Origin of the sequence: Saccharopolyspora galaxeae (genome assembly GCF_016526145.1) — a bacterium.
In the GTDB taxonomy this organism is placed as follows: domain Bacteria; phylum Actinomycetota; class Actinomycetes; order Mycobacteriales; family Pseudonocardiaceae; genus Saccharopolyspora_C; species Saccharopolyspora_C galaxeae.
The window spans coordinates 311,537-333,629 of the sequence record NZ_JADDUE010000006.1; the positions used below are offsets into that span (position 1 = coordinate 311,537).

General features: G+C 70.2%; 14 protein-coding genes. 12 read left to right on the top strand and 2 right to left on the bottom strand.

Translation table 11 applies throughout. The features are described 5' to 3' along the window. Both INP57_RS16290 and INP57_RS30360 read left to right on the top strand, forming a co-directional pair. Entirely contained in the window at nucleotides 1-6,033 is a 6,033-nt protein-coding gene (locus INP57_RS16290) for a WXG100-like domain-containing protein (protein ID WP_200071065.1), read from the top strand. Beyond that, on the top strand, nucleotides 6,030-8,306 hold the full coding sequence (locus tag INP57_RS30360) for an ADP-ribosylglycohydrolase family protein (RefSeq protein WP_200071066.1): 2,277 nt from the start codon (nucleotides 6,030-6,032) through the stop codon (nucleotides 8,304-8,306). Before INP57_RS16290 ends, INP57_RS30360 begins: the two co-directional genes overlap by 4 nt. A gap of 57 nt (nucleotides 8,307-8,363) precedes the next feature. Here the strand turns inward: INP57_RS30360 and INP57_RS16300 are convergent, their stop codons facing one another. Continuing rightward, on the bottom strand, nucleotides 8,364-9,506 hold the full coding sequence (locus tag INP57_RS16300; RefSeq protein WP_200071067.1) for a YDG/SRA domain-containing protein: 1,143 nt from the start codon (nucleotides 9,504-9,506) through the stop codon (nucleotides 8,364-8,366). Between the two features lie 140 nt (nucleotides 9,507-9,646). Here INP57_RS16300 and INP57_RS16305 point away from each other — a divergent pair, with 140 nt between their 5' ends. From INP57_RS16305 to INP57_RS16350, 10 genes are all read left to right on the top strand, one after another. Continuing rightward, on the top strand, nucleotides 9,647-10,144 hold the full coding sequence (locus INP57_RS16305) for a 2Fe-2S iron-sulfur cluster-binding protein (protein ID WP_200071068.1): 498 nt from the start codon (nucleotides 9,647-9,649) through the stop codon (nucleotides 10,142-10,144). Further along, entirely contained in the window at nucleotides 10,141-11,121 is a 981-nt protein-coding gene (locus tag INP57_RS16310; RefSeq protein WP_200071069.1) for an FAD binding domain-containing protein, read from the top strand. The genes INP57_RS16305 and INP57_RS16310 overlap by 4 nt, the downstream gene beginning before the upstream one ends. After that, nucleotides 11,118-13,196 carry a xanthine dehydrogenase family protein molybdopterin-binding subunit gene (locus tag INP57_RS16315; protein WP_200071070.1) on the top strand — a complete coding sequence of 693 codons (2,079 nt, stop codon included), beginning with the start codon at nucleotides 11,118-11,120 and terminating at the stop codon, nucleotides 13,194-13,196. The genes INP57_RS16310 and INP57_RS16315 overlap by 4 nt, the downstream gene beginning before the upstream one ends. A gap of 146 nt (nucleotides 13,197-13,342) precedes the next feature. Then, nucleotides 13,343-14,317 carry a DUF3048 domain-containing protein gene (locus INP57_RS16320; protein WP_200071071.1) on the top strand — a complete coding sequence of 325 codons (975 nt, stop codon included), beginning with the start codon at nucleotides 13,343-13,345 and terminating at the stop codon, nucleotides 14,315-14,317. A 143-nt stretch (nucleotides 14,318-14,460) separates the two neighbouring features. After that, nucleotides 14,461-16,674: a helicase domain-containing protein gene (locus INP57_RS16325; protein ID WP_233627645.1), complete on the top strand. Its 2,214-nt coding sequence runs from the start codon at nucleotides 14,461-14,463 to the stop codon at nucleotides 16,672-16,674. Nucleotides 16,675-16,744: 70 nt separating this feature from the next. Beyond that, on the top strand, nucleotides 16,745-17,566 hold the full coding sequence (gene mshB, locus INP57_RS16330) for an N-acetyl-1-D-myo-inositol-2-amino-2-deoxy-alpha-D-glucopyranoside deacetylase (RefSeq protein ID WP_200071164.1): 822 nt from the start codon (nucleotides 16,745-16,747) through the stop codon (nucleotides 17,564-17,566). 107 nt (nucleotides 17,567-17,673) lie between these two features. Further along, complete coding sequence (locus tag INP57_RS16335) at nucleotides 17,674-18,627, top strand: ABC transporter ATP-binding protein (protein WP_200071072.1); 954 nt, start codon at nucleotides 17,674-17,676, stop codon at nucleotides 18,625-18,627. Beyond that, nucleotides 18,624-19,427: an ABC transporter permease gene (locus INP57_RS16340; RefSeq protein WP_200071073.1), complete on the top strand. Its 804-nt coding sequence runs from the start codon at nucleotides 18,624-18,626 to the stop codon at nucleotides 19,425-19,427. Before INP57_RS16335 ends, INP57_RS16340 begins: the two co-directional genes overlap by 4 nt. A 62-nt stretch (nucleotides 19,428-19,489) precedes the next feature. Then, entirely contained in the window at nucleotides 19,490-20,770 is a 1,281-nt protein-coding gene (locus tag INP57_RS16345; protein ID WP_200071074.1) for an amidohydrolase family protein, read from the top strand. A 152-nt stretch (nucleotides 20,771-20,922) separates the two neighbouring features. After that, a complete protein-coding gene (locus INP57_RS16350) occupies nucleotides 20,923-21,264 on the top strand; it encodes a type 1 periplasmic-binding domain-containing protein (protein ID WP_200071075.1) in 342 nt (113 codons plus the stop codon). Here INP57_RS16350 and INP57_RS16355 read toward each other — a convergent pair. Continuing rightward, nucleotides 21,236-22,075 (bottom strand): SAM-dependent methyltransferase, encoded by an 840-nt coding sequence (locus INP57_RS16355; RefSeq protein WP_200071076.1) that lies wholly within the window; start codon nucleotides 22,073-22,075, stop codon nucleotides 21,236-21,238. The genes INP57_RS16350 and INP57_RS16355 overlap by 29 nt on opposite strands. Nucleotides 22,076-22,093 lie beyond the last annotated feature (18 nt).

Consider the following 22,093-nt stretch of genomic DNA (forward strand, 5'->3'; position numbering starts at 1 on the left):
ATGGGCTTGGAGATTCCCGACGAGCTCAAGTGGCTGACTTGGCTGGTCGGGGAGAGCTGGCCGGAAGGCGACGAGGACAAGCTGCGCGCGCTGCGCGACGCCTGGACGCAGACCGGGCAGGCCATCCCCGACGTGGTCGACGCGGGCGACGCCGCCGCGCGCGAAGTGCTGGGCAGCTGGCAGGGGGAGTCCGCGGACGCCTTCGAGCGGCAGTGGAAGAACCTCACCGAAGGCGAGCAGGCGGCCTTTCAGCACATCCAGGAGATGTGCGAGCAGCTGGCGCAGTCCTGCGACCAGACCGCGCTGGACGTCGAATACACCAAATACATGATCATCGCGTCGCTGGTGCTGCTGGCGATCCAGATCGCCGCGATGATCGCCGCCGCGTTCGTCAGCGCCGGTGCTTCCACCGCCGCGATCGTGCCCGCCCAGCTCGCGACCCGGGCGGCCGTGCAGATGGCGTTCCGCCAGCTCGTGCAGAAGCTGATGCAGCAGGGCGTCAAGCAGGTCGCCAAGGAAGCCCTGGAGAAGGTTCTCCGAGAGGGGCTGGAGAAGCTCGGCAAGCAGGGGATGAAGAACCTCGCGGGCATGGCGGCGAAGAACGCCGGCGCGCAGGTGGCGCTGGACGCCGGGATCCAAGGTGCGCAGGTCGCCGCGGGGGATCGGAAGTCGTGGGACTGGGACAAGACCGGCGATGCCGCCGCCAGCGGGGCGGGCGAAGGACTCGCCGGGCACTTGGTCAACGGTCCCGGCGCCGGTGCGGGCAGCGTGCTCGGGCACGCGGTGAAAGGCGGGGCGGAAGGCGCGCTCGGCAGCGTCGCCGGGGCGGCGGCTACCGGTGATCTCGGCAGTCTTTCCGCCGGGGACGTGTTCTCGGGCGCGCTCGGTGGGTCGGTCGACGGCGGTGTCGGTGGGGCGAAGGACGGCTTCAGCGGGGCTGCGGATGCGGCGGCTGCGCGGCAGGCGGCGGATGCGGCCGATTCGGTGCGCGGGGCGGATTCGGGTGCGGACGTTGGTGGTTCGCACACCGGTGGTTCGGGGCCGGGTGATTCCGGTGGCGCCGATGGCTCTGGCGGCACCGATGGCTCTGGCGGAGCGGACGGCTCCGGCGGACCTGGTAGTTCGAGCGGAGCCAGTGGTCCAGGGGGCGCCGATGGCCCGAACAGTGCGGATGGTTCGGGCGGCGCGGTCGGCTCGGGCAGTGCCGCTGGCGCGGACGCCTCGTCGGGTTCGTCCGGTGGCTCGGGCGGTTCTGGAAATGGCGGTGTCGCGGCGAATTTCGGCGACTCGGCGGGTGCGGGTTCCGGCACCGCTGCCTCGGGCGGTTCCGGCGAAACGGGAAATCCCGCGGATTCCGGGACGCAGTCCGGTTCGGGCGCGGGCGGCGGCGAGCCCGGCGGCCGGGGTTCGGTAGCGGGTTCCTCGGGTTCGGGCAACGGTGTTCCGGACGCGCCGGCGGCAACCGCCGCGTCTTCGGCCGTTCCGCCGGAAGCTCCGGCAGGCGCCTATGGCAGCGGAGCCCCGGGTATGGGCGGGATGCCACCGGCGGCCGCGCACCATCCCGGCAACCAAGGTGGTGGGCCGGGCGGGCCACCTGGTCAGGGCGTTCCGGGTGCTCCTTCTGGCGGGATGCCGGGCGGGGCACCGGCAGGCGGTGGATTCGCCGCACCGGGAGGCCGCGGCGGGCCCTACGCGCAGCAGCCGCCCGCGAACCCGCAACAGTCCACAATGGACCATTCGGGCCGGGGTGCTCCTTCGCAGCAAGGTGGTTTCCGCGGCACCACCGGCTTTCCGCAAGGGCAGCACCCGGCGCATCCCAACGCCAATCCCGCGCACCCGAATCCCGGTCAGTTCAACGGTCCTGCGAACCGTCCGGGCACACCCGCAGGACCGGCGCAATCTCCCGGGGCGCCGCATCCTGGTGCGGCGCAAGGCCGTCCGGGGATGCCCGGAGGTCCGAACCCGGCGGGAGCTCCCGGCCACCCGAACTCCCCGACACCGCAGAGTTCTCCAGCACCGCAGAGTTTCCCAGCGCCGCAGAACTCGCCAGCGCCGCAGAACTCGTCAGCGCCGCAGGGAAGCCCCAACCAGGGAATGCCGGGAGGTGGTCAGCACCCCGGCGCGTCGCAGGGCGGCCATCCCGGTCGCGGTATGCCGCAGGGTGGCCAGCCGGGTGCACCGCAGGGCGGTCAGCCGAATCCCGTTGGGCCGCACGCTCAACCCGATCGCGGTGCGCCGCAGGGCGGTCAGCCGGATCGCGGCGCGGCAAACCCGAACCACGCCCAGCACGGCGGCCATCCCGCCCGGCCCCCGCTCGGCCCGCCGCCCAACAACGCGCCGCAGAACTTCGCTCAGCCGAACGCACCACAGCGCCCGCAACCGGCTCCGGGACAAGGACCGCCGCAGGGCGGTTACGCCCCGCCGCAAGGGTTCCAGCAGCAAGGCCCGCCGGCTCCGCCCGCGCGCCCCGGCGGACCGCAGCCGCCGAACGCCTTCCAGCAAGGACCTCCCCAGCAAGGCCGCCCCCAGCACCCGGGTCGGCCGAACGGCGGACGACCGGAAAGCCCGCAGCAGGGCGGAAACGACCTCGGCCGCGTCCAGCAGGGCCGTCCGCAGCAGCCCGCGTCCCAGCCGGGCCACGATCCGCGACAGCCCGGCCGGCCACAACAACCCGGTACACCGCAGCAGGCCAATCCACCGCAGCAGCCCGTCCAGCAGCAAGCCGGCCCGGACCGCTCCACGACGGAGGCACGGGCGACTCACCAATCTCCACCAGCGGGTGTGCAGGATCGGCCGGCTACACGCCACGACCCGCAAACCCCGGAACACACACCGAAAACCGACCAACCCACAGCGGAATCGCCGCCGCACACCGCCGAACATCCGCAGACCAAGGATTCGCAGGCAGACGAGTCCACAACGGACACCACCGGTGACACCGCACGGGACGGAGCCCCCGACCCGGATGCTGGGCACCGAACCGACACGCACACCTCCCACGATCAGCCCCGACACGACGATTCGACAGCCGCACAGGAAGCCGCAGCGCCGGACGCGACCAACGAGGCCCCGGACCACACCGAGAACCCGCAGGACGACCAGGAGCCGCCGCTGAGCCCCGAGGAGAACGCCCGCCGCCTCCTCGAATTCAGCACCGACCCCGATCACCGCGCGCGCACGGAAGATTTCGAGGCACTCGAGCGGCATCTCGGGGCGGAAAGCCAAGAGCCCCACGGGCGGGATCGCTACGAATTCCTCCAGCAGCGCACCGCCGAACGGCTCGCCGAGCACCCGAACGCCGACGCGCTCTCGCCGCGCAACGCCTTCGCCGCGCACTGTTACAGCGCGCACGACGTGTACAAGGAACTCAACGCCGCAGGCCGACACGGTGAGCTCACCGAGACCCAGCTGCACCAGACTCGCGCCATCCTCTCCGGGCTCAACGAGCTGCCCAAGCAGGACGGCTTGATGATCCGGACGCTGGCGTTCCACGGCGATCCGCTCGGCCCGGAACTGGCGGCCGCGCATTACGAGCCCGGTCGGATCACCGTCGAGCCGACGTTCAGCAGCCTCGCGATGACCTCGCCGGACAACAACGCACCGTTGTTCGACGGCGATGTCGACCTGCGCGTTGAGGCGAAAACCGCGCGGCGCCTCATGGAGCTGGCCAGCAACCCCGCCGAGCGGGAAGCGGTGCTCCCACCCGGTTCGCAACTTCTGGTGCACAGCAAGGAATACGTCAGCTACACGAACGAGAACGGCGACGTCCGGCACAAGTGGGTGATCGAAGCCGAGGAGATCACCCCGGACGATCCGCGCCACCTCGGGCAGCAAGACGCGCACCAGCGAATGGTCGAGCGCTTCGAGCGCTCACGTGCCGATGCGGAGCTGGCCGCGGCCCACCGCCCGTCGATTCAGCAGATGCTTTCGGGTGAGCCGCTGCACGGAGCCGACACCGGGCAACCGCACCCGGGCACGTCCGCGGACCAGGTGGCGGACTCCCAGCACGATGCCGGTGAACCGGATTCGCCGCGGCAGCCGAACGAGCCGGAAACCGGCGACCGCCCTGAGCAGCCGGAATCCGGCGGCACCAGCAAGATCGAGCAGTGCTTGGCACCGGACGATGCCGTCTATTCCGGCGCGCACGGTGCCGCGGACTCGACACCCGCCGACCCCTACGGCGCCCCGCCGCTGCCGCTGGACGCCGACGGCAACCCCGACTGGAGCACGCTCGGCAGTGGCCACCCGCCTGCGCACCAGCTGCCCGCGATCCACGGGGGCACCGCGCACCCGGAGCATCAGAACGCCTATGTCGGACAGCGCCATCCCGAGCTGACCGAGGTCAACCCGAACTTCACCGAGCCGAACGCCTACCGCGACGGTTATCAGACCAACTGCACCCGCTGCGTGGTCTCGTACGCGCACCGGCTGATCGGCGAGGACTCACGAGCCGATCCGGTGTTGCCCGAGGAACTGGCCGCCAAGGGCACGTTGCCATGGGTGCAGGAGCAGCTCGGCGGCCAGTGGGAGCGACACGGCAGCTACGACGACGTGATCCGGCGGATGAGCGAGCAGCCCGCCGGTGCGCACGCCGTCCTCGGCGTGCTCTACCCGGACCAGCTGGACAGGCCCGTGGGGCACGTGGCGATGGTGACCAACACGCCCGAAGGCGTCGCGTTCATCGACCCGCAGACGGGTGGGCTGATGACATTGCCGCAGCCTGCGTTGCAGCTCGACTTGCTGCCGTTCGGCTCGCTGGACGAGCAGGTCACCGGTTCCGGGAGTGCGGCATCCGATGTGGACGGTGCTGGTGCGGAGGCCGCGCAGGTGCTCGAACCCGCTGCGGACGAGGCCCCTGGCGCGGACCGCGAGGCCCGCGTCCCGGGGGCCGGCCCGGGTACGGACCGGGTCGAGCTTCCGGGCAGCGAGCGCGCCGAAGAGTCCACTTCGGATAGTTCGCGGCGAGACGCGGATCGTGTCGATGAACCGGAACAACGCGAGGCCTCGACCCGCCACGGCGGTCCGTGGTTCGGGCAGCACACCAACCCGTTCCGGCCTTCTTTCCCCGAAGAGGACGAGGACGAGCCCGGTCTGCCGCAGCCGCCGGATCCGGTTTCCGCTGCGCAGGATTCCCTGCCGACAGCGCCCCCGGCAGGCACAGCGCCTCCTGGCGGTGCGGCGACGCAAACTCCGGGTGCGGCACCACCGGAAACTCGGAACGCGACACCACCGGCCGCTGCTGAGCCCGCAGCGGTTCCATCCGCGGTTCCCACCGGGTCGTCGGAGCCGTCACCGCCCGGGCTGAACAGATCGCTCAGCGGCACATTGGACCCGGAACCACCCACGGCAGCGGACAGTCCGCGGCGTGCGGACTCCGGATCGGCGCCGGAAGCGGCGACTCCCAGCTCGATCGACCCCGGCAGCCCGATGCACCCGGGCGCGTCGACCGGTGCGGGGGGAGCGCTCCCCGGTTCCGCACCGGCCCCACCCGAGCATCAGACGCCCCAAGCCGGGCCAGGCCCAGGTGCGGCGCCTCCCGGACAACCCGCCGCGCCGATGGGCGCAGGTGCCCCGGCGACGGGCGGCAACGGCGCCGAGTCCCGGGATCGCCAGCCGTGGCGCCCCGGCGACACCGGGTCGATCACGCACCATAGGGAGCGGACGATCCCGCCGGACCTGGCCGCCCGGTACCTCGGCAATCAGGATCCCGGCCCGGTCGCGACGCACGACGGGAGGCAGGCCATGTTCCGCAAGGACGCGCTGGTCGACCTCGGTTCCGGCGGCTTCGACGATGCGGCGGGCGTGAAGCTGCGCTTCGAGACACCGGACCAGGAGGGCGTCTTGGATGGGCCAGGCGGCGCGGAGTTCGGCGGCCCCGCCGAGCTCGTCGCGGAAGACCCCACCGGCGCCGAGGAAGTGCTCGGCACCTACCGGCCGGAAACCCAGAGCTGGACCCCCACCTCGGCCGGGCAGCGGTGGTTGCATGAGGCTGGAGCGGGCATGCCCGGACAGGATCGAGGAAGGACCCCGTGACCGTGGAGAAGGCCGACGCGATCGCGCTCGCGCAACGGTGGATGAGCGCCGTCGGGATGTCCCTCGACACTCCGGACGGCGTCCGGGTCGATCACGACAACGTGCGGCGCGGCCCGGAGGGCTGGGAAGTGCCGTGGGACAACGTGGCCTTCCTCGACGGCGGCGACTCCATGCAGCGGATCTTCCCGCCGCCGCGGCTGATCGTCACCGAGCCGGAGGGCGAGCTGCGGTCCGCGAACACCACGCCGCACCCGGGTTTCTCCGCTCCGGTGGACTGGCCGGGGCAGCCGAGATACCTCGAGATCATCGACCCGGAGTACCGGGAGGCGGGTTTCCACGCTCTGGGCGTGCCGCGGCACGCGGTGGCGGGCTGGCAGGTCGAGCACCCGGACGGCAGCCGGGAAGAGCGGCCGAACCCCGATTACCGGGTCGGCCCGGAGCGTGCCGGATTCCCCCGGTCGCAGAATCCGCTCGAGGCGTTGCTGAATTATCAGGCGATCCGGCTCCAACGGGCTCAGTTCCTGGTGGGGCTGCTGAAAACTGTCGTGCTCGTGCCAGTGGGTAACAGCGGTGATGACGTCACCGTCGACACTGCGGGTGGCAGGCGCAAACTCGACGTGTACAGCTCACCGCGCAAGATCCCGCAGGCGCTCCGATGGCTGCGGATGACCGTGCCGACCTTCGCCGAGCGGTTTCCCGGGACCGCGATGGTGCTCAACCCGCAGAGCTATCCGAGCACCGAGGTCACCGCCGAGGAACTCGCCCGCACCTGCGCCGACTATCCCGGTTTCCGGCCGGAGGAGCCGCAGCTGGTCACCGAGATCGGACCGGACGGTTCGCTGGATCAGGGCGCGGAGGAAATCCGGCAGCGGTTCGGCCTTGACTCGAAGCTGGGTGTCCCGGAAAGCGCGATCCGCCAGGCGCGGGAGAGCGGCTACGACCTGACCGGGCAGGAGCGGCAGCGCATGATCCTCGGGCAGGCGTGGCACGCGGCCAACGCCAGGGCGACCGTGCGCGTGAACCGATTCGGCGGGCTCGCGGACTCCGGCGACGACATCAGCGGGCAGAGCTGGCCATCGGACCTGCACGCCAACGGCCTCCTGGCGCGACACGACGACGCCGGCCGGTTGCGCCCGGATGTGGCGAACTTCGGGAAGTTCCCGAACGTCGGCGGATCCGACCTGCACCGTTCCTGGCATGCGGTAGTGGGTGCATACGCCGGTTTCGCGCTCGGCGACGCGCTGGGGGCCGCGGTGGACGGTTGGTCCTGGCAGGAGATCCAGGACCGGTTCGGCGCGCGGGGCGTGCAGGACATGGAGCCCGCTTTCGACCGTTCCGGCCAGGTGAGCTGGCGTACTCAACTGCTGCTGTTCCTGACCGAGGGCGCCATCCGCTGCATGGACTTCAAGGGACCGCAGCATCCATCCGACGTCACCGCCGCGATCGCTTCCGCGCACGCCCGGTGGTTGTCCGCGCAAGGCGTGCCGTGGCAGCAGGCGGCGGGACCGCTCGCCCCGCGGCATCCCGAACCGGACGGTTTCTTGAGCCGGGTGCCGGAGGTGCGATTCCGCCGCGGCGTTCCGGACGGGCTGTTGGCGGCGGTTCAGCGGGCAGTGGCCGATCCGTCGAACGACACCGGGCTGCACGGGCCGATGATGCTGATGTGGTCGTTGCCGGAAGCGGTCTCGTCGCACGGTGCCGGCTCGTTGGCTTACGGCTGGCACCGCGCGTCCGTCGACGCGGCCGCTGCGGATGCGTTGAGCGGTATCTTCTTCCGGCTCATCACCTCGGCGAAGTTCGTGAACCCGACTTGGATGCAGCTGCTCGAGCTGTTGGACCAGGAGTTCCGCGAGCCGGCCGGGCAGGCCGGCGAGCAGGTCGCGGGAACCCTCCGGCACGTGGCCGATCGCAGGCACGAATACCTCGCCGACGATGTCGATGAGCTCGAAGCCATCGGTACCGGGCAGGACACGACCTCGGTGCTCGGCCGCGCGCTGCTGGCGGCGGCCAAACGCGAAGCCCATCCCCGCGTCGCGCTGCTCAGCGCGGTCAACCACTCCGGCCGCAGCGCCCTAACCGGAGCGCTCGCGGGAGCCCTCATCGGTGCCCGCACCGGCGTCGCCGGATTGCCGCAGGACTGGCTCGAAGCCCTCGACCTCACCGACCTCGTCCAGGAAGTCGCCGACGACGCCTACTGGAACTTCGGTCGCCGCAACCCGTACCACGACGACTTCACCCGAGACGGCTGGCTGCGGCGATATCCGAGGTGGTGAGGTTGACGGGGTTCTCGCGGCCCTGTGCCCTCGACGCTTGCTGAACCGCGAAGAGCCCTAGCTCGTTGCGCGGTGATACGCCAGCTGTTCAAAGGAAGGATGACACTCCTTAACAACATGCAGTTTGCCGGCCGGTTCACCGTTTCGGCTTAGGTTCAGCTCGTCATCGACAGTTATTGCACCCGCATCGAACTGCGCGTGGCAATTGGGGCACAGGCAGAGCATGTTCTCGGCTACGTCTGGTCCATTGTGCGGGTACCCGACAGCGCGTATGTGCGCACCCTCCGCGTATGGCTGATCTTTTATCATGAGCCGGACTTCGCACGCTTGGCAGGTGAACCGGTAACTCTTCAAAACCTGCTTGCGCACCTCGGCTAGACGCTTGACCTGGCTTACGGTGCGGCGTGTCCGTTGTGGGTGTGAATTTCCCGCCGGGCTTTCTGATGATGGCTCTGCGACCTGGTCTGCGTCCTCCGTCAGCTGTGTCAAAAGAAACCGGCAGACCATATTTCCGCTCTTTCCCGGTTCACTCCAAGAGTCTTCTACTAGGTAGAGACCATCGTACCGCAGGCCCGTTTTGGGGAGGTGCTGGTTTTGACTTTTCGGGTTCGCTCCCCGGATTACTCTGACTGGTGATCCGGTCAGCTGGCTGAAGCGCAGGGCGGCATTTCCAGGTGCGCCGAAGCTTTGGTCGCCGAACTGGTGTCCGGTACCACCTCTGCCGCCATGACCGGTGTAGATCAGCCACGTCTTGTAGTCTTCATCGTCTTCGTATCCGTCGGAGGCGACGATGGACTCGGCGCCGTGCTCTCGGTTTCCGGTGATCCCCGCCTGAAGGGCTCGATGGGCGCCCAGCACGTGCGCCTCCCGTCGAGAACGGAAACGGTGGCCGGTCGTGATTCTGGGTATATCCCCAATTACCTTAGCGGGCTTCTCAGGCGTGCGCACCACCACATTTCCCATGGTTTCCAGGTGTGCAGCGAGGTGTGTTTCCGCTGAGGACAGTTCTACAGCTAGGCCGGTTTCTTCTTGGAGGATGCTTGCGATGGCGCGAAGTTCGTAATGCTTCCTGTCGCGTATAAGGAAGGATTGCCCTCCTGCTGGCGCTTGATGCGTGCGCCTAACCTGGTCAGGCTTAAGCTGGTCGTACTTTTGCAAGGTGCGTTGCAAATCGCTCTCAGCGAGGTTCGCCAGATCCACGTCGTCACTCTACGGGGTAACACCTGTCCGCGAGGTCGTTTTGTGGCGCTCTTCGTTTTGCCTGGTGAGAGCCGCGAGTCGAGCGAGTGACGCGCGCGGCCGTCACTCTGAAGGATCGCGGCATCGGAAGGAGGTACGCCATGCGGATCACTTGGACAGTGGATGGCACGGAGCGTGAGCTGGACGTGGAGCCGCGGGTCACGGTGCTCGACGCGCTGCGGGACCGGCTGGGGGTGGTGTCGCCCAAGAAGGGGTGCGATCACGGCCAGTGCGGTGCCTGCACGGTGCTGGTGGACGGGTGGCGGGTGACGACCTGCCTGTCGCTCGCCGTGGCGCAGGACGGGGCGGAGATCACCACGGCGGCGGGGCTGGCCGACGACGGTGAGCTGCACCCGGTCGCTCGCGCGTTCGTGCAGCACGACGGGTTCCAGTGCGGTTATTGCACGCCGGGACAGGTTTGTTCCGCGGTGGGAATGCTGGACGAGGCAGAGCAGGGCTGGCCGAGCCACGCCACCGCGGACGTGGCCGCCGAACCCGCGCTCACCGACGACGAGATCCGCGAGCGGATGAGCGGGAACCTGTGCCGCTGCGGGGCTTACGTGAACATCCTGGCCGCGATCCGCGAGGTGGCGACATGATCCCGTTCGACTACGAGCGCGCCACGGACGCCGCGGGCGCGGTTGCGACGGTGGCGCGGAACCCGAACGCGCGGTTCCTCGCCGGGGGCACGAACCTGGTGGATCACTTGAAGCTGGGGGTGAGCGAACCGGAGCTGCTGGTCGACGTGTCGCGGCTGCCGTTCGGCGAGGTCCAGGAGCAGGACGGCGTGGTCCGGGCGGGCGCGTCGGTGCGCAACAGCGAGCTCGCCGCGCACCCGCTGATCCGGCAGCGGTTCCCGGTGCTCGCGCAGGCATTGCTGGCCGGCGCCTCCGGGCAGCTGCGCAACCTCGCCACGACCGGCGGGAACCTGCTGCAGCGCACCCGCTGCCCGTACTTCCAGGACGTCACGACACCGTGCAACAAGCGGGAACCCGGCTCCGGATGTTCGGCGATCAGCGGGCACAACCGCGACATGGCGATCCTCGGGTCGTCCGAGCAGTGCGTGGCCACGCACCCGTCGGACATGGCGGTGGCGATGACGGCGCTGGACGCGGTGGTGCGGATACAGGGCGTCGATGGCGAACGAACCGTCCCGGTCGCGGAGTTCCACCGGTTGCCCGGGGATTCACCGGAGCGCGACACGGTGCTGCAGCACGGCGAGCTCATAACCGCGGTCGATATCCCTGGAGCCGCGCCGATTTCCGCTTACCGCAAAGTGCGGGACCGCGCTTCGTACGCGTTCGCGCTCGTTTCGGTGGCCGCGGTCGCCGACGTGGCCGGCGGCGTGGTGCAGGACGTGCGGCTCGCGCTGGGCGGTGTGGCGCACAAGCCGTGGCGGGCGCGGCGCGCCGAAGCCGCGCTGCGCGGAAGCCGCGCCACCGAGCAAGCGTTCCGGGAGGCCGCCGAGGCCGAACTGGCCGACGCGGGCCCGCTCGCGGGCAACGCCTTCAAAGTTCCGATGGCCAAGAACACGATCGTCGCCGCGCTGCGCGACCTGACCGGGGAGCAGCTATGACCGAGCAGCTGGAGCGCAACGCCATCGGGACGTCGCTGGAACGCCTCGACGGCCACGCCAAGGTGACCGGCACGGCGGCCTACGCCTACGAACAACCGGTCCGCGAACCGCTCTACGTGCACCCCGTGCAGGCCACGGTCGCGCGCGGGCGCATCCGCCACATCGATACCGACGCAGCCGAGGACCTCGAAGGCGTCGCCGCTGTCCTCACCCACCTCAACGCACCGCGCCTGACCACCGGCGACGACCTGGAGATGTGGGTGCTGCAGTCCGATCGCATCGCGTTCCGCGGCCAGCTGATCGGCGCGGTGCTCGCCGAAACACCGGAGGTCGCCAGGCAGGCGGCCGGTCTGGTGCGGACCGACTACGAGCAGGAACAGCACGACGTGGTGCTGCGCAGCAACTACGAACGGTTCTACACGCCGGAGATCGTCAACGGGGGCTTCGGCACCGACACGCACTCCGGCGAGGTCGAAAGCGTCGAGCCGGACGTGCTGGTCGACCGGACCTACACGACACCGATGGAGCACAACAACCCGATGGAGCCGCACACCAGCGTCGCCATCTGGCGGGACGGCTCGTTGACGCTCTACGACTCCACGCAGGGCGTGTTCGCCACGAGGTCCCGGCTCGCACCCGTGCTCGGTCTGGAAGAGCAACGCGTGCGCGTGATCTCGCCGTACGTCGGAGGCGGTTTCGGCTCGAAGGGCACCGCGCACGCGCACAACGTCCTCGCCGCGCTGGCGGCCCGCGTGGCCGGGGGCAGGCCGGTGAAGCTGGCCCTGACCCGGCAGCAGATGTTCGACCTGGTCGGGCACCGCACGCCGACGATCCAGCACGTGCGGCTCGGCGCCGGCCGCGACGGCACGCTGTCGCTGGTGACCCACGACGTCGTCGAGCACACCTCGACGGTGCAGGAGTTCGCCGAACAGACCGCGGTGGCCACCAGGACCATGTATCCCGCGCCGAACCGCCGCACCACGCACCGGCTGGCCGCGCTGGACGTGCCGGTGCCGTTCTGGATGCGCGCTCCCGGGGAGGCTCCGGGCATGTTCGCGACCGAGGTCGCGATGGACGAATTGGCCGAGGCTTGCGGACTCGATCCGATCGAGCTGCGCCTGCGCAACGAGCCCGACGTCGACCCGGAATCCGGCCTGCCGTATTCGGCGCGGAACCTGGCGCGCTGCCTGCGGGAGGGCGCCGAGCGGTTCGGCTGGCCCGGCCGGGATCCCCGCCCGCGTGCCCGGCGGGACGGGAACTGGCTGATCGGTACCGGCGTCGCGAGTTCGACGTATCCGCGGTTCACCTTCCCCGGTTCGGTCGCCGACATCCGGTTCAGCGGCGGGCGCTACGAGGTCCGCATCGGCGCCGCGGACATCGGCACCGGGACTTGGACGGCGTTGACGCAGGTCGCAGCGGACGCGCTCGGCTGCCCGGTGGAATCGGTGCGGTTGCAGCTCGGCGACACCGACCTGCCGGTGGCGACCGTGGAAGGTGGTTCCTCGGGGCTGTCGTCCTGGGGTGCGACGATCGTCGACGCCGCCCGCCGGTTCCGGGAGAAGTTCGGCACCGACCCTTCCGATGGGGACGAGGCGGACGGCATGACGCCGGACAACCCGGATGACGACCGGTTCTCCATGCATTCGTTCGGCGCGATCTTCGCCGAGGCCCGGGTCAACGCCGACACCGGTGAAGTCCGGGTGCCGCGAATGCTCGGCGTGTTCTCGGTGGGGCAGGTGATCAATCCGACCACGGCGCGTTCGCAGCTGCTCGGCGGTATGACGATGGGGCTGTCGATGGCGCTGCACGAGGAAAGCGTGCTGGACCCGCGGTTCGGCCACGTCATCAACCGCGACTTCGCGCAGTACCACGTGCCGGTGCACGCCGACATCGCCGACATGCAGGCGACGTGGCTGGACGAGCACGACGCGCACGCGAATCCGATGGGCGCGCGCGGGATCGGCGAGATCGGCATTGTCGGGTCGCCTGCGGCGGTCGCCAACGCCGTGCACCACGCCACCGGGGTCCGCGCACGCGACCTGCCGATCACTCCGGACAAGTTGTTCCGCGAATGACCGGAAACCGTTATCCCGCGCAGGGGTGAGCGATTACCACCGGAAAGTAATGGTCGACGCGCGCATTTCCCCTGTTCGGCAGGTTTGGTGCCTTGTTTGTCACCCGGCTGAGGAGCACGCTGGGTGTTCAGGCAAGGGGGTACCAGGTGCGGAGAACGTTCAGCTCGGTCGTGCGCGCGTTCGCGGTGCTGGTCGCCGTGTTCGTGGTCGGTCTGGCCTGCCAGCCGACCCGCACCCAGCCCGCGCCGCCGCCTCCGCAGCCTGCCCCGCCGCAACAGCCCGCGCCCGCGCCGCCGGGGCCGCCCGCGCCCGGCCCGCCGGTGCTCGCCGTGAAGATCGACAACGTCCCGGAGGCGCGTCCTGCGGTGGGCATCGGTTCGGCCGATCTCGTGGTGGTCGAACCGGTGGAGGGCGGGCTGAGCAGGCTCGTCGCCGTGTTCGGCGGAGATCGCCCGCCGGTGGTCGGGCCGGTGCGCAGCGCGCGGGAGACGGACATGGAGCTGCTGGCGCAGTTCGGCAGGCCGACGCTGGTCTTCTCCGGCGCCGCCCCGCAACTGCTGCCGAGGCTTTCCGGCGCTGCGCTGGACCCGGTCCCGCCGGAGCGCGACCCGAGCGCGTTCTTCCGCGGCACCGACCGGGAATCTCCGCACAACCTGTTCGTGCGGCCTTCGGCCGTGCCGGCAGGCGCGCCGTGGTCCCCGAAGGCTCCGATGGTGTTCGGTCCCGCCCCGGCGGGCGGGCAGCCCCGCGAGTCCGCGCAGGTCGCCTACAAGTCAGCGTCGACGAGTTTCACCTGGTCACCGCAGCAGCAGCGGTATCTCGTCGGGATGGACGGGAAACCGGCCGCGGCTGCGGATTCGGGCCGGCTCGGTGCGGGAACCGTGGTGCTCCAAGAGGTCGCCATCCACCAGTCGTCCGTGAGCGATGTCGCCGGCAGCGCCTCGCCGTACGCGGAGTCCGTGGGCAGCGGACGCGCCTTGGTGCTGCGGGACGGCATGGCTTTCGATGCGCGGTGGAACCGGCCGAACCCGGACGTGGGGACGACCTACACGACGGAGTCGGGAGATCCGCTGCCGTTCGCGCCCGGACCGGTGTGGGTCGCGCTGACCGGCAAGCTGTGAGCGTCCGCCGTCGAATTCGCGCAGCAACCGCTGATCCGCATCGCTGATTTCGGCCTCGGCTTGACACGCCCGCAAGAATGGAGAATTGCGCTCAAGCGCGCGCGAAGAACGCTTTTCTTTATTCTAGCAGGGGTGGGACGGAATTGTCAAAGCGGCCGAAGAACGAGGAATTGTTCGCCGAACGCACCTACGTGGCGGGGTTGTACGAGCGGCTCGACGCCGCGCGGCGGGCGGCGTCCGCCGCGCTCACCGCCTCGCTGCCGGCGAGCAGCACGCTGGAAACGGCCTGGCAGCGCGACGTCGAGGTCGCGCACAACCGAGCGCGGCTCGCGCGGACGCGGATCGCTGACGCCGGGTTGTGCTTCGGCCGCATCGACGACGCGGACGGGCCCGGCTACATCGGCCGGATCGGTCTGTTCGACTCCGATAACGAATACGAGCCGCTGCTGCTGGATTGGCGGGCGCCAGCGGCCCGCCCGTTCTACTGCGCGACCGGTGCGAATCCGGAGGGTCTGTTGCGCAGGCGGCACTTCCGCACTTCCGGACGGTTGATCGAGGACTTCCAGGACGAGGTCTTCGACGGCGTCGGCGAGGAGGAGCCCGGCGGCGCGAGCACCGCGCTGATGGACGCGCTGAACGCCCCTCGCGAGTCGGTGATGCGCGACATCGTCACGACCATCCAGGCCGAGCAGGACGAGATCATCCGGCTGGAGCGGCCGGGCGTGCTCGTCGTCGAGGGCGGCCCCGGCACCGGCAAGACGGCCGTGGCGCTGCACCGCGTCGCCTACCTGCTCTACACCCGGCGCGAGCGGTTGTCGCGGCGCGGTGCGCTGGTGCTCGGCCCGAACCCGGAGTTTCTCAGCTACATCGGTCAGGTGCTGCCGTCGCTCGGGGAGTCCGGCGTCGTGTTCGCCACCACCGGTGAGCTGTTCCCCGGCGTGTACACCGAGATGGAGGATTCGCCTGCGGCGCAACGGGTCAAAGGCGGTGCCGAGATGGTGCAGGTGCTCGCCGCCGCCGTCGCGGACCGGCAGGAGCTGCCGGACGAGCCGATCGGCATCGAGCTCTCGGACGTCACGGTGCCGCTGGACCGCGGGATGGCGGCTCGCGTGCGGGAGCGGGCGCGGGCGAGCGGCTTGCCGCACAACCCGGCCCGGCGGGTGTTCCGCGAGGAGCTGGTCGACGAACTGGTCGAGCGGGCCGTCGAGCTCATCGGGGAGGGGTGGCTGGATGCCGGGGACGTCGGGCTGCGGGCGGATTTCGCCGCGGACGTGCGCTACGAGCTGTCCGCGCACGCCGGTCTGCGGGATGTGCTGGATCGGTTGTGGCCGTTGCTGACTCCGCAGCGGTTGCTCGCCGAGCTGTTCTGCGCACCGCAGCGGCTGGCGGCCGCCTGCGGTGTTCTGTCCACATCGGATCGAGATGCGCTGCTGCGCGCGGACGGTTCTGCGTGGACGGTCGCCGATGTCGCGTTGCTGGACGAATCCGTGGAGTTCCTCGGGACATTTCCCCGCGATGCGCAGGAGCGACGGGCGCGGCGCAGCCGGGAGCACGATGCGGAACGCGTGTTGTCCACTTTGGACTACGACGACGATGACGGGGAGACGCTGCGAGCGGCGGACGTGCTAGACGCGGCGGAGCTGGCCGAGCGGTACGAGAAGCGCGACGAGCGCCCGCTGGCCGAACGCGCCGCCGCGGACCGCGACTGGACCTACGGGCACGTCGTGGCCGACGAAGCCCAGGAACTGTCCGCAATGGACTGGCGGCTGCTGATGCGGCGCTGTCCGAGCAAGGAGTTCACCGTGGTCGGCGACCTGGCGCAGCGCCGCTCGCCGGCCGGTGCGCACTCCTGGAGCGAGGTGTTCGAGCCGCACGTGCGGGACCGCTGGACCTACCGCGAGCTGCGCACGAACTACCGCACGCCTGCCGAGATCATGGACGTTGCCGGACGAGTCCTCGCAGCGCACGACCCCGCGTTGCGGCCGCCGACCTCGGTGCGCCGCACCGGAGTGCTGCCGTGGGCGCGCCGGGTTCCAGCGGGCGAGCTGGCCGCGGCGGTACTGGCGGTGGCCGCCGACGAAGCCGCGCGCACCGGGACCTTCGCGGTGCTGAGCGAAGCCGATCTCGACCTGCCGCCGGACGTGCCGATCCTCGCCCCGGCCGCGGCCAAGGGCCGTGAGTTCGACTCCGTGCTGCTGGTCGAGCCGGAGCTGATCCGGCGCGGACCGTGCGGCGGGGCGCAGCTCTACGTCGCGCTGACCCGCGCGACCCAGCGGCTCGGGATCGTGCACACCGAACCGCTGTCCGCGGACCTCGTCGAAGGAGTGCGCGCAGCTGTTCCGAGCCGGCCGGTGTGACGGTGCTCGAACCGCGCACACCGGCCCCACCCGGGTCTCTATCCTCGAAAGCATGAGCGATCGACGGTTGCTGCTGGTGCACGCCCATCCGGATGACGAGTCCACGGTCACAGGCGCGACGATGGCCCGCTACGCCGCGGAAGGCGCCACGGTCACGCTCGTGACCTGCACCAGCGGGGAACTCGGCGAGGTCGTGGCGCCGGAGCTCGCGCACCTGCGGGACTCCCCGGAGGCGCTCGGCGAGCACCGCCGCCGGGAACTCGACGGCGCGCTCGCCGAGTTCGGCGACATCCGGCAGCACTGGCTCGGCGGACCCGGCAGGTGGCGCGACAGCGGCATGGCCGGGCTGACCAGCAACAGCGCCGAAGGCGTGTTCGCCGCCGCCGACCCGGGCGAGGTGACCCGCGAAGTGGTTCGGCTGCTGCGCGCCGAACGCCCGCACGTCGTGGTCACCTACGACGACTACGGCGGCTACGGCCACCCCGACCACATCGCCGCGAACCGCGCGGTGATGAACGCGCTGGACCCGGCAGCGGACGCGGACTGGGAGCCGCAGCTCGGCGAAGCTTGGACGGTGCCGAAGGTCTACTGGATCACGCTGCCCACCTCGTTCGTCGAACGGATGCACGCCGCCGGGGCCACCGACTTCAACCCGGGCGCCGTACCGGACGCGAAGATCACCGCCGTGCTCGACGGCACCGCGCAGCACCCGCGCAAACTCGCCGCGCTGCGGCACTACCGCAGCCAGGTCGACGTCGATGACGACGGCTTCTTCGCCCGGATGGTGCGCCAACCCGAGTTCGTCCAGGAGCACTTCCTGCTGGTCCGCGGCGAACGCGGGCCCGGCGCGGGCGAGCACGACCAGGAAACCGACTTGTTCGCGGGGCTGTGAGCGCAGGCCCCGACGAAGACCAGCACCGACGCTGCGCACCAGGCGGAAAACCCCGGGAAAAGACGTACGGTTGACGGCGGAATCCCGTAGACCGGCTGGGGGAGCGCATGACCACGAGGGACCGCGCGGCCGGGCGCGCAGGGGCGGAGGCGACGACCGTCCCCGCGCTCGCGCTGCGCGGTGTGGTCAAGCGATACGGCGAGATCACCGCGGTGGACGGGCTGGACCTGACCGTGCCCGCCGGGACCTGCCTCGGGCTGCTCGGGCCGAACGGCGCGGGCAAGTCCACCACCATGCGGATGATCACCGCGCAGACCCGGGCGGACTCCGGCGAGATCGACGTGCTCGGTTTCGCGGTGCCGCGGCAGTCGAAGCGCGCGCGGGCCGTGATGGGCGTGGTGCCGCAGCTGGACAACCTGGACGAAGAGCTCACAGCTCGGCAGAACCTGGAGGTGTTCGCGCAGCTCTACCGGATTCCGCGCGGGCGGCGGGCGCAGGCGGTGCACCGGGCGCTGCGGCTGGCCCAGCTCGACAGGCGCGCCGAGACCAAGACCGACGAACTCTCCGGCGGGATGCGGCGCAGGCTGCTGATCGCGCGCGGGCTGGTGCACTCGCCGCGGCTGATGCTGCTGGACGAGCCGACCGTCGGGCTGGACCCGCAGGTGCGGCAGGAGCTCTGGGCGCTGATCGACGCGTTGCGCGCGGAAGGCGTGACCGTGCTGATGTCCACACACTACATCGAGGAGGCCGAACGCCTCGCCGACGACGTGGCGGTGATGTCCCGCGGCCGGGTCGTCGCCCACGGCAAACCCGATGACCTGCGCGATGAGCACGCCGGTCGGGAAGTGCTGGAGTACTACGGCCCGCCGCACCGGCTCAGCGAGGTGGAGACGATCGCGGTGGACGCGGGCCTGGTGACCCGGCGGACCGGGCCTTCGGTTTCGGTGCTGCGCGCCGAGCTCATGCCCGAAGCCACGGCCGCGCGGCTCGGCGGCGGGCACCGCAGGGTCAGCAACCTGGAGGACGTGTTCGTGTCGCTGACCGGGGAGGTCGTGGAATGACCGCGCACGCGCCCGGACAGGCTCCGCAGCGGTTGCGGCGTTTCGAACTCGCCGCGTTCGCCGGGGTCTGGAAGCGGGAGATGACCCTGTTCCGCCGGTACTGGATCTCCAGCACGTTCTCCTCGGTGGTGGAGCCGACGATCTACCTGCTGGCGTTCGGGTTCGGTTTCGGCACGCTGATCGCCACGATCGGCGGACTGCCCTACATCGAGTTCCTCGGCACCGGTGTGGTGGCCACGTCGGTGCTGTTCACCAGCGCCTTCGGCGGCATGTTCACCACGTTCGTGCGGCGCAAGTTCCAGCACTCCTACGACGCGATGCTGGCCGCGCCGGTGGACGTGCACGAACTCGTCACCGCCGAGGCGCTGTGGCTGGGGGTCAAGGCCGGTGTGTACGGCTGCGCGCCGCTGCTGGTGGCGATGGTGTTCGGGCTGGATCCGGCGCCGGGCATGCTGCTGGTGCCGCCGACCGGGGTGATCACCGGTCTCGGCTTCGCGTTGTTCGGCATCTGGTGCTCGGCGATCGTGCCCGCGATCGACTCGTTCAACTACATCGTCAGCGCGGTGATCACACCGCTGTTCCTGGTGGCGGGCACGTTCTTCCCGATCTCGCAGTTGCCGGGCTGGGCGGGGACCGCAGCGGCGTTCAACCCGCTGTACCACTGCGTCGAGCTGGTCCGGCACGCCGCGTTCGGGCCGCAGCCCGCGGTGGACGTCCTGCACGTGCTGGCGCTGGCCGGGTTCGCTGGACTGATGTGGTTGCTCGCCTACACCGCGATGCGCCGCAGGCTGATCGACTGAGCGACGGCATGGTTGACCATGCTGGTTTCCTGGTGTGGCTGGGAGAACACTGGGGGTAGTCGATGCACGATTCCGTACCGGCGCGGATCGGCAGACGGACGGCGCTGGCAGGCGCCGTGGGCGCTTCGATCAGCACCGCGATCACCGCGCCCGCCGCCGCATCCGGGCCGACGTTCGCGATAGCAGGTGCCGCCGTCTTCGACGGCAGGCGATCGCTCGGCCCCGGCGCCGTCGTCGTGCGGGGCGCGCGCATCCTCGCGGTCGGTCCGGAAACCTCGTTGCCACGCGGCATCGACATCGTCGACGGGCGCGGGAAGACGGTGCTGCCGGGTCTGATCGATGCGCACGTGCACGCGTTCGGCCTCGACGCCGACCCGGTCCGCTTCGGCGTCACCACCGAACTGGACATGTTCGCGTTCCTGGACCGGCTCGGGCCGTACCGCGAGCAGCGCGAATCCACGGCACCGACCCGGTTCTCCGATCTGTGGACGGCGGGCACGCTGCTGACCGTTCCCGGCGGGCACGGCACGGAGTACGGCCCGATCCCCACGGTCGCCCCGGACGCCGGGCGCGCGGAGATCGCGCGATTCGTCGGTGCGCGCCTGGCCGAAGGTTCGGACTACATCAAGGTGATCAAGGACGACGGCACCTTGTTCGGCGGGCGGACTCCCACCCTCAGCGACCGGCAAGTGGGGTATGCGATCGAAGCCGCGCACGCGCGCGGAGCCCGATGCGTCGTGCACGTGGTCCAGCAGCGCGACGCGCTGACCGCGTTGGAAGCCGGAGCGGACGGGCTCGCGCACGTGCCGGCGGACCCGATGCCGCCCGAGGTCGTCGAGCTGGCGCGCCGCAGCGGGGCGTTCGTGACCGCGACGTTGAGCGTGTTCAACGCGTTGAGCTGCGCGGGCGAAGCGGACCGGGTGCTGCGCGACCCGTCGCTGGCCCCGTACCTGTCGCAGCGGCAACGCGACGGGCTGAGCGCGCGGTACAGGTGCAAGCCGGGACTTTTCGCCGCGGCGCGGGACAACGTTCGCGCCCTGCATGCGGCAGGTGTCCCGATACTCGCCGGAACCGATGTTCCGAACTCGGGAACCGCGCGCGGTGTCAGCGTGCTGTCCGAACTCGGGTTGCTGGTCGACGCGGGCATGAGTCCGCTCGAGGCGCTGCGCTCGGCCACCGGACTCCCGGCGCAGCGGTTCGGCCTGGAAGGCAGGGGCGTGCTCGAACCCGGCGCCCGAGCCGACCTGTTGCTCGCCGACGGCGACCCGACCAGCGACATCAATGCCATTCGTGACATAGCCGCCATTTGGCGCAACGGACGCCGGGTGGATCGAGCCGCCTAGGTAGTGTTCGAATTCGCAACCTGCACCGCCGGACGGCGTACCGAATTCGTCGAGGACGGCTGCCCGGACAATGATGACCAGGGCTGACAGTGGCGGTATTCCGATTCCGCGCCGCTACCGCTGCCCGGTCGATGCTGCAACGGCACCTTGCGATGTCCAACTACGACGCGGTCAAACTCGCGGCCGAAGCCGCACGCAACACGTCATCGGTGACGAGGAACCTCAAGGAGGTGGCGGGCACGATCAAGCATACGACCACATGCGCCAGGCCGTTTTACGGCGCCACCGGCATGATCGCGTTCAGCCCGGAGAGTCACGGAAACCCGATCAACAAGGCCATGCCGATCATGCAGATCGATGCTGACGGGAAAACAAAGCAGGTGGACCTCGTGTGGTCGGACGGGGGCCTTTCAACGAGGAAAACCGCAAATCGAGCAGCAGCGGACAAGGATAGTGAACGCGGGCTCAGGGTTTGCGGCCGATGGCGCCCATGATGCAGCGCTGCACGACGCCCGGTTCGACGACCGTCGGTCCGTCCGGCCACCACTCCAGCAGCGGCACCAGACCCTCGGCGGTCGCCGGGCCGGACGGGACGAGCTCCAGCCCGGGCAGCATCTCCGAGATCTGCTCGCGGGAGCGGAAGTGCTCACCGTCGAGGCCCTGCTCCAGCATGACCTCGCGGATGCGCCGCACCATGGCGCCCGCTTCGCCGCCCGGATCCCAGAAGTGGCTCAACGCCACGTACGAACCGGGCGCCAGCGCCGCCACGTAGTCGCGCATGATCCCGACCAGGTCCAGGTCGTCGGGCTGGTGGTGCAGGGTCGCGCTCTGGTACAGCGCGATCGGCTGCGACAGGTCCAGATGATCGCGCACCACCGGATCGCCGAAGATCTCTTCCGGCTTGGTGAGGTCGCCTTCGATGTAGCGCACCGAGGCGTCGTCGTCGAGCAGCACGCGGCCGTGCGCGGCCGCCGACGGATCGTTGTCCACGTAGACCACGCGGGCCTCGCGGTCCATCCGGTGCACGACCTCGTGGGTGTTCTCCGCGGTCGGCAGCCCCGCGCCCAGGTCCAGGTACTGCTTGATGCCCGCCCGCTCGGACAGGAACCGGGTGGCCCGGATGTGCCACGAGCGGTTCACCTTCGCCAGCACCCCGGCTTCCGGCACCAGCTCTTCGGTGGCGGCAACCGCGGCCCGGTCGACCTCGAAGTTGTCCTTGCCGCCGAGCGCGTAGTCGTAGCAGCGCGCCACGCTGGGCACGCTCACGTCCACGCGCGGCGGAACCTGGTAACTCTCCCCGACCACAGGTACCTCCCCGGTGTG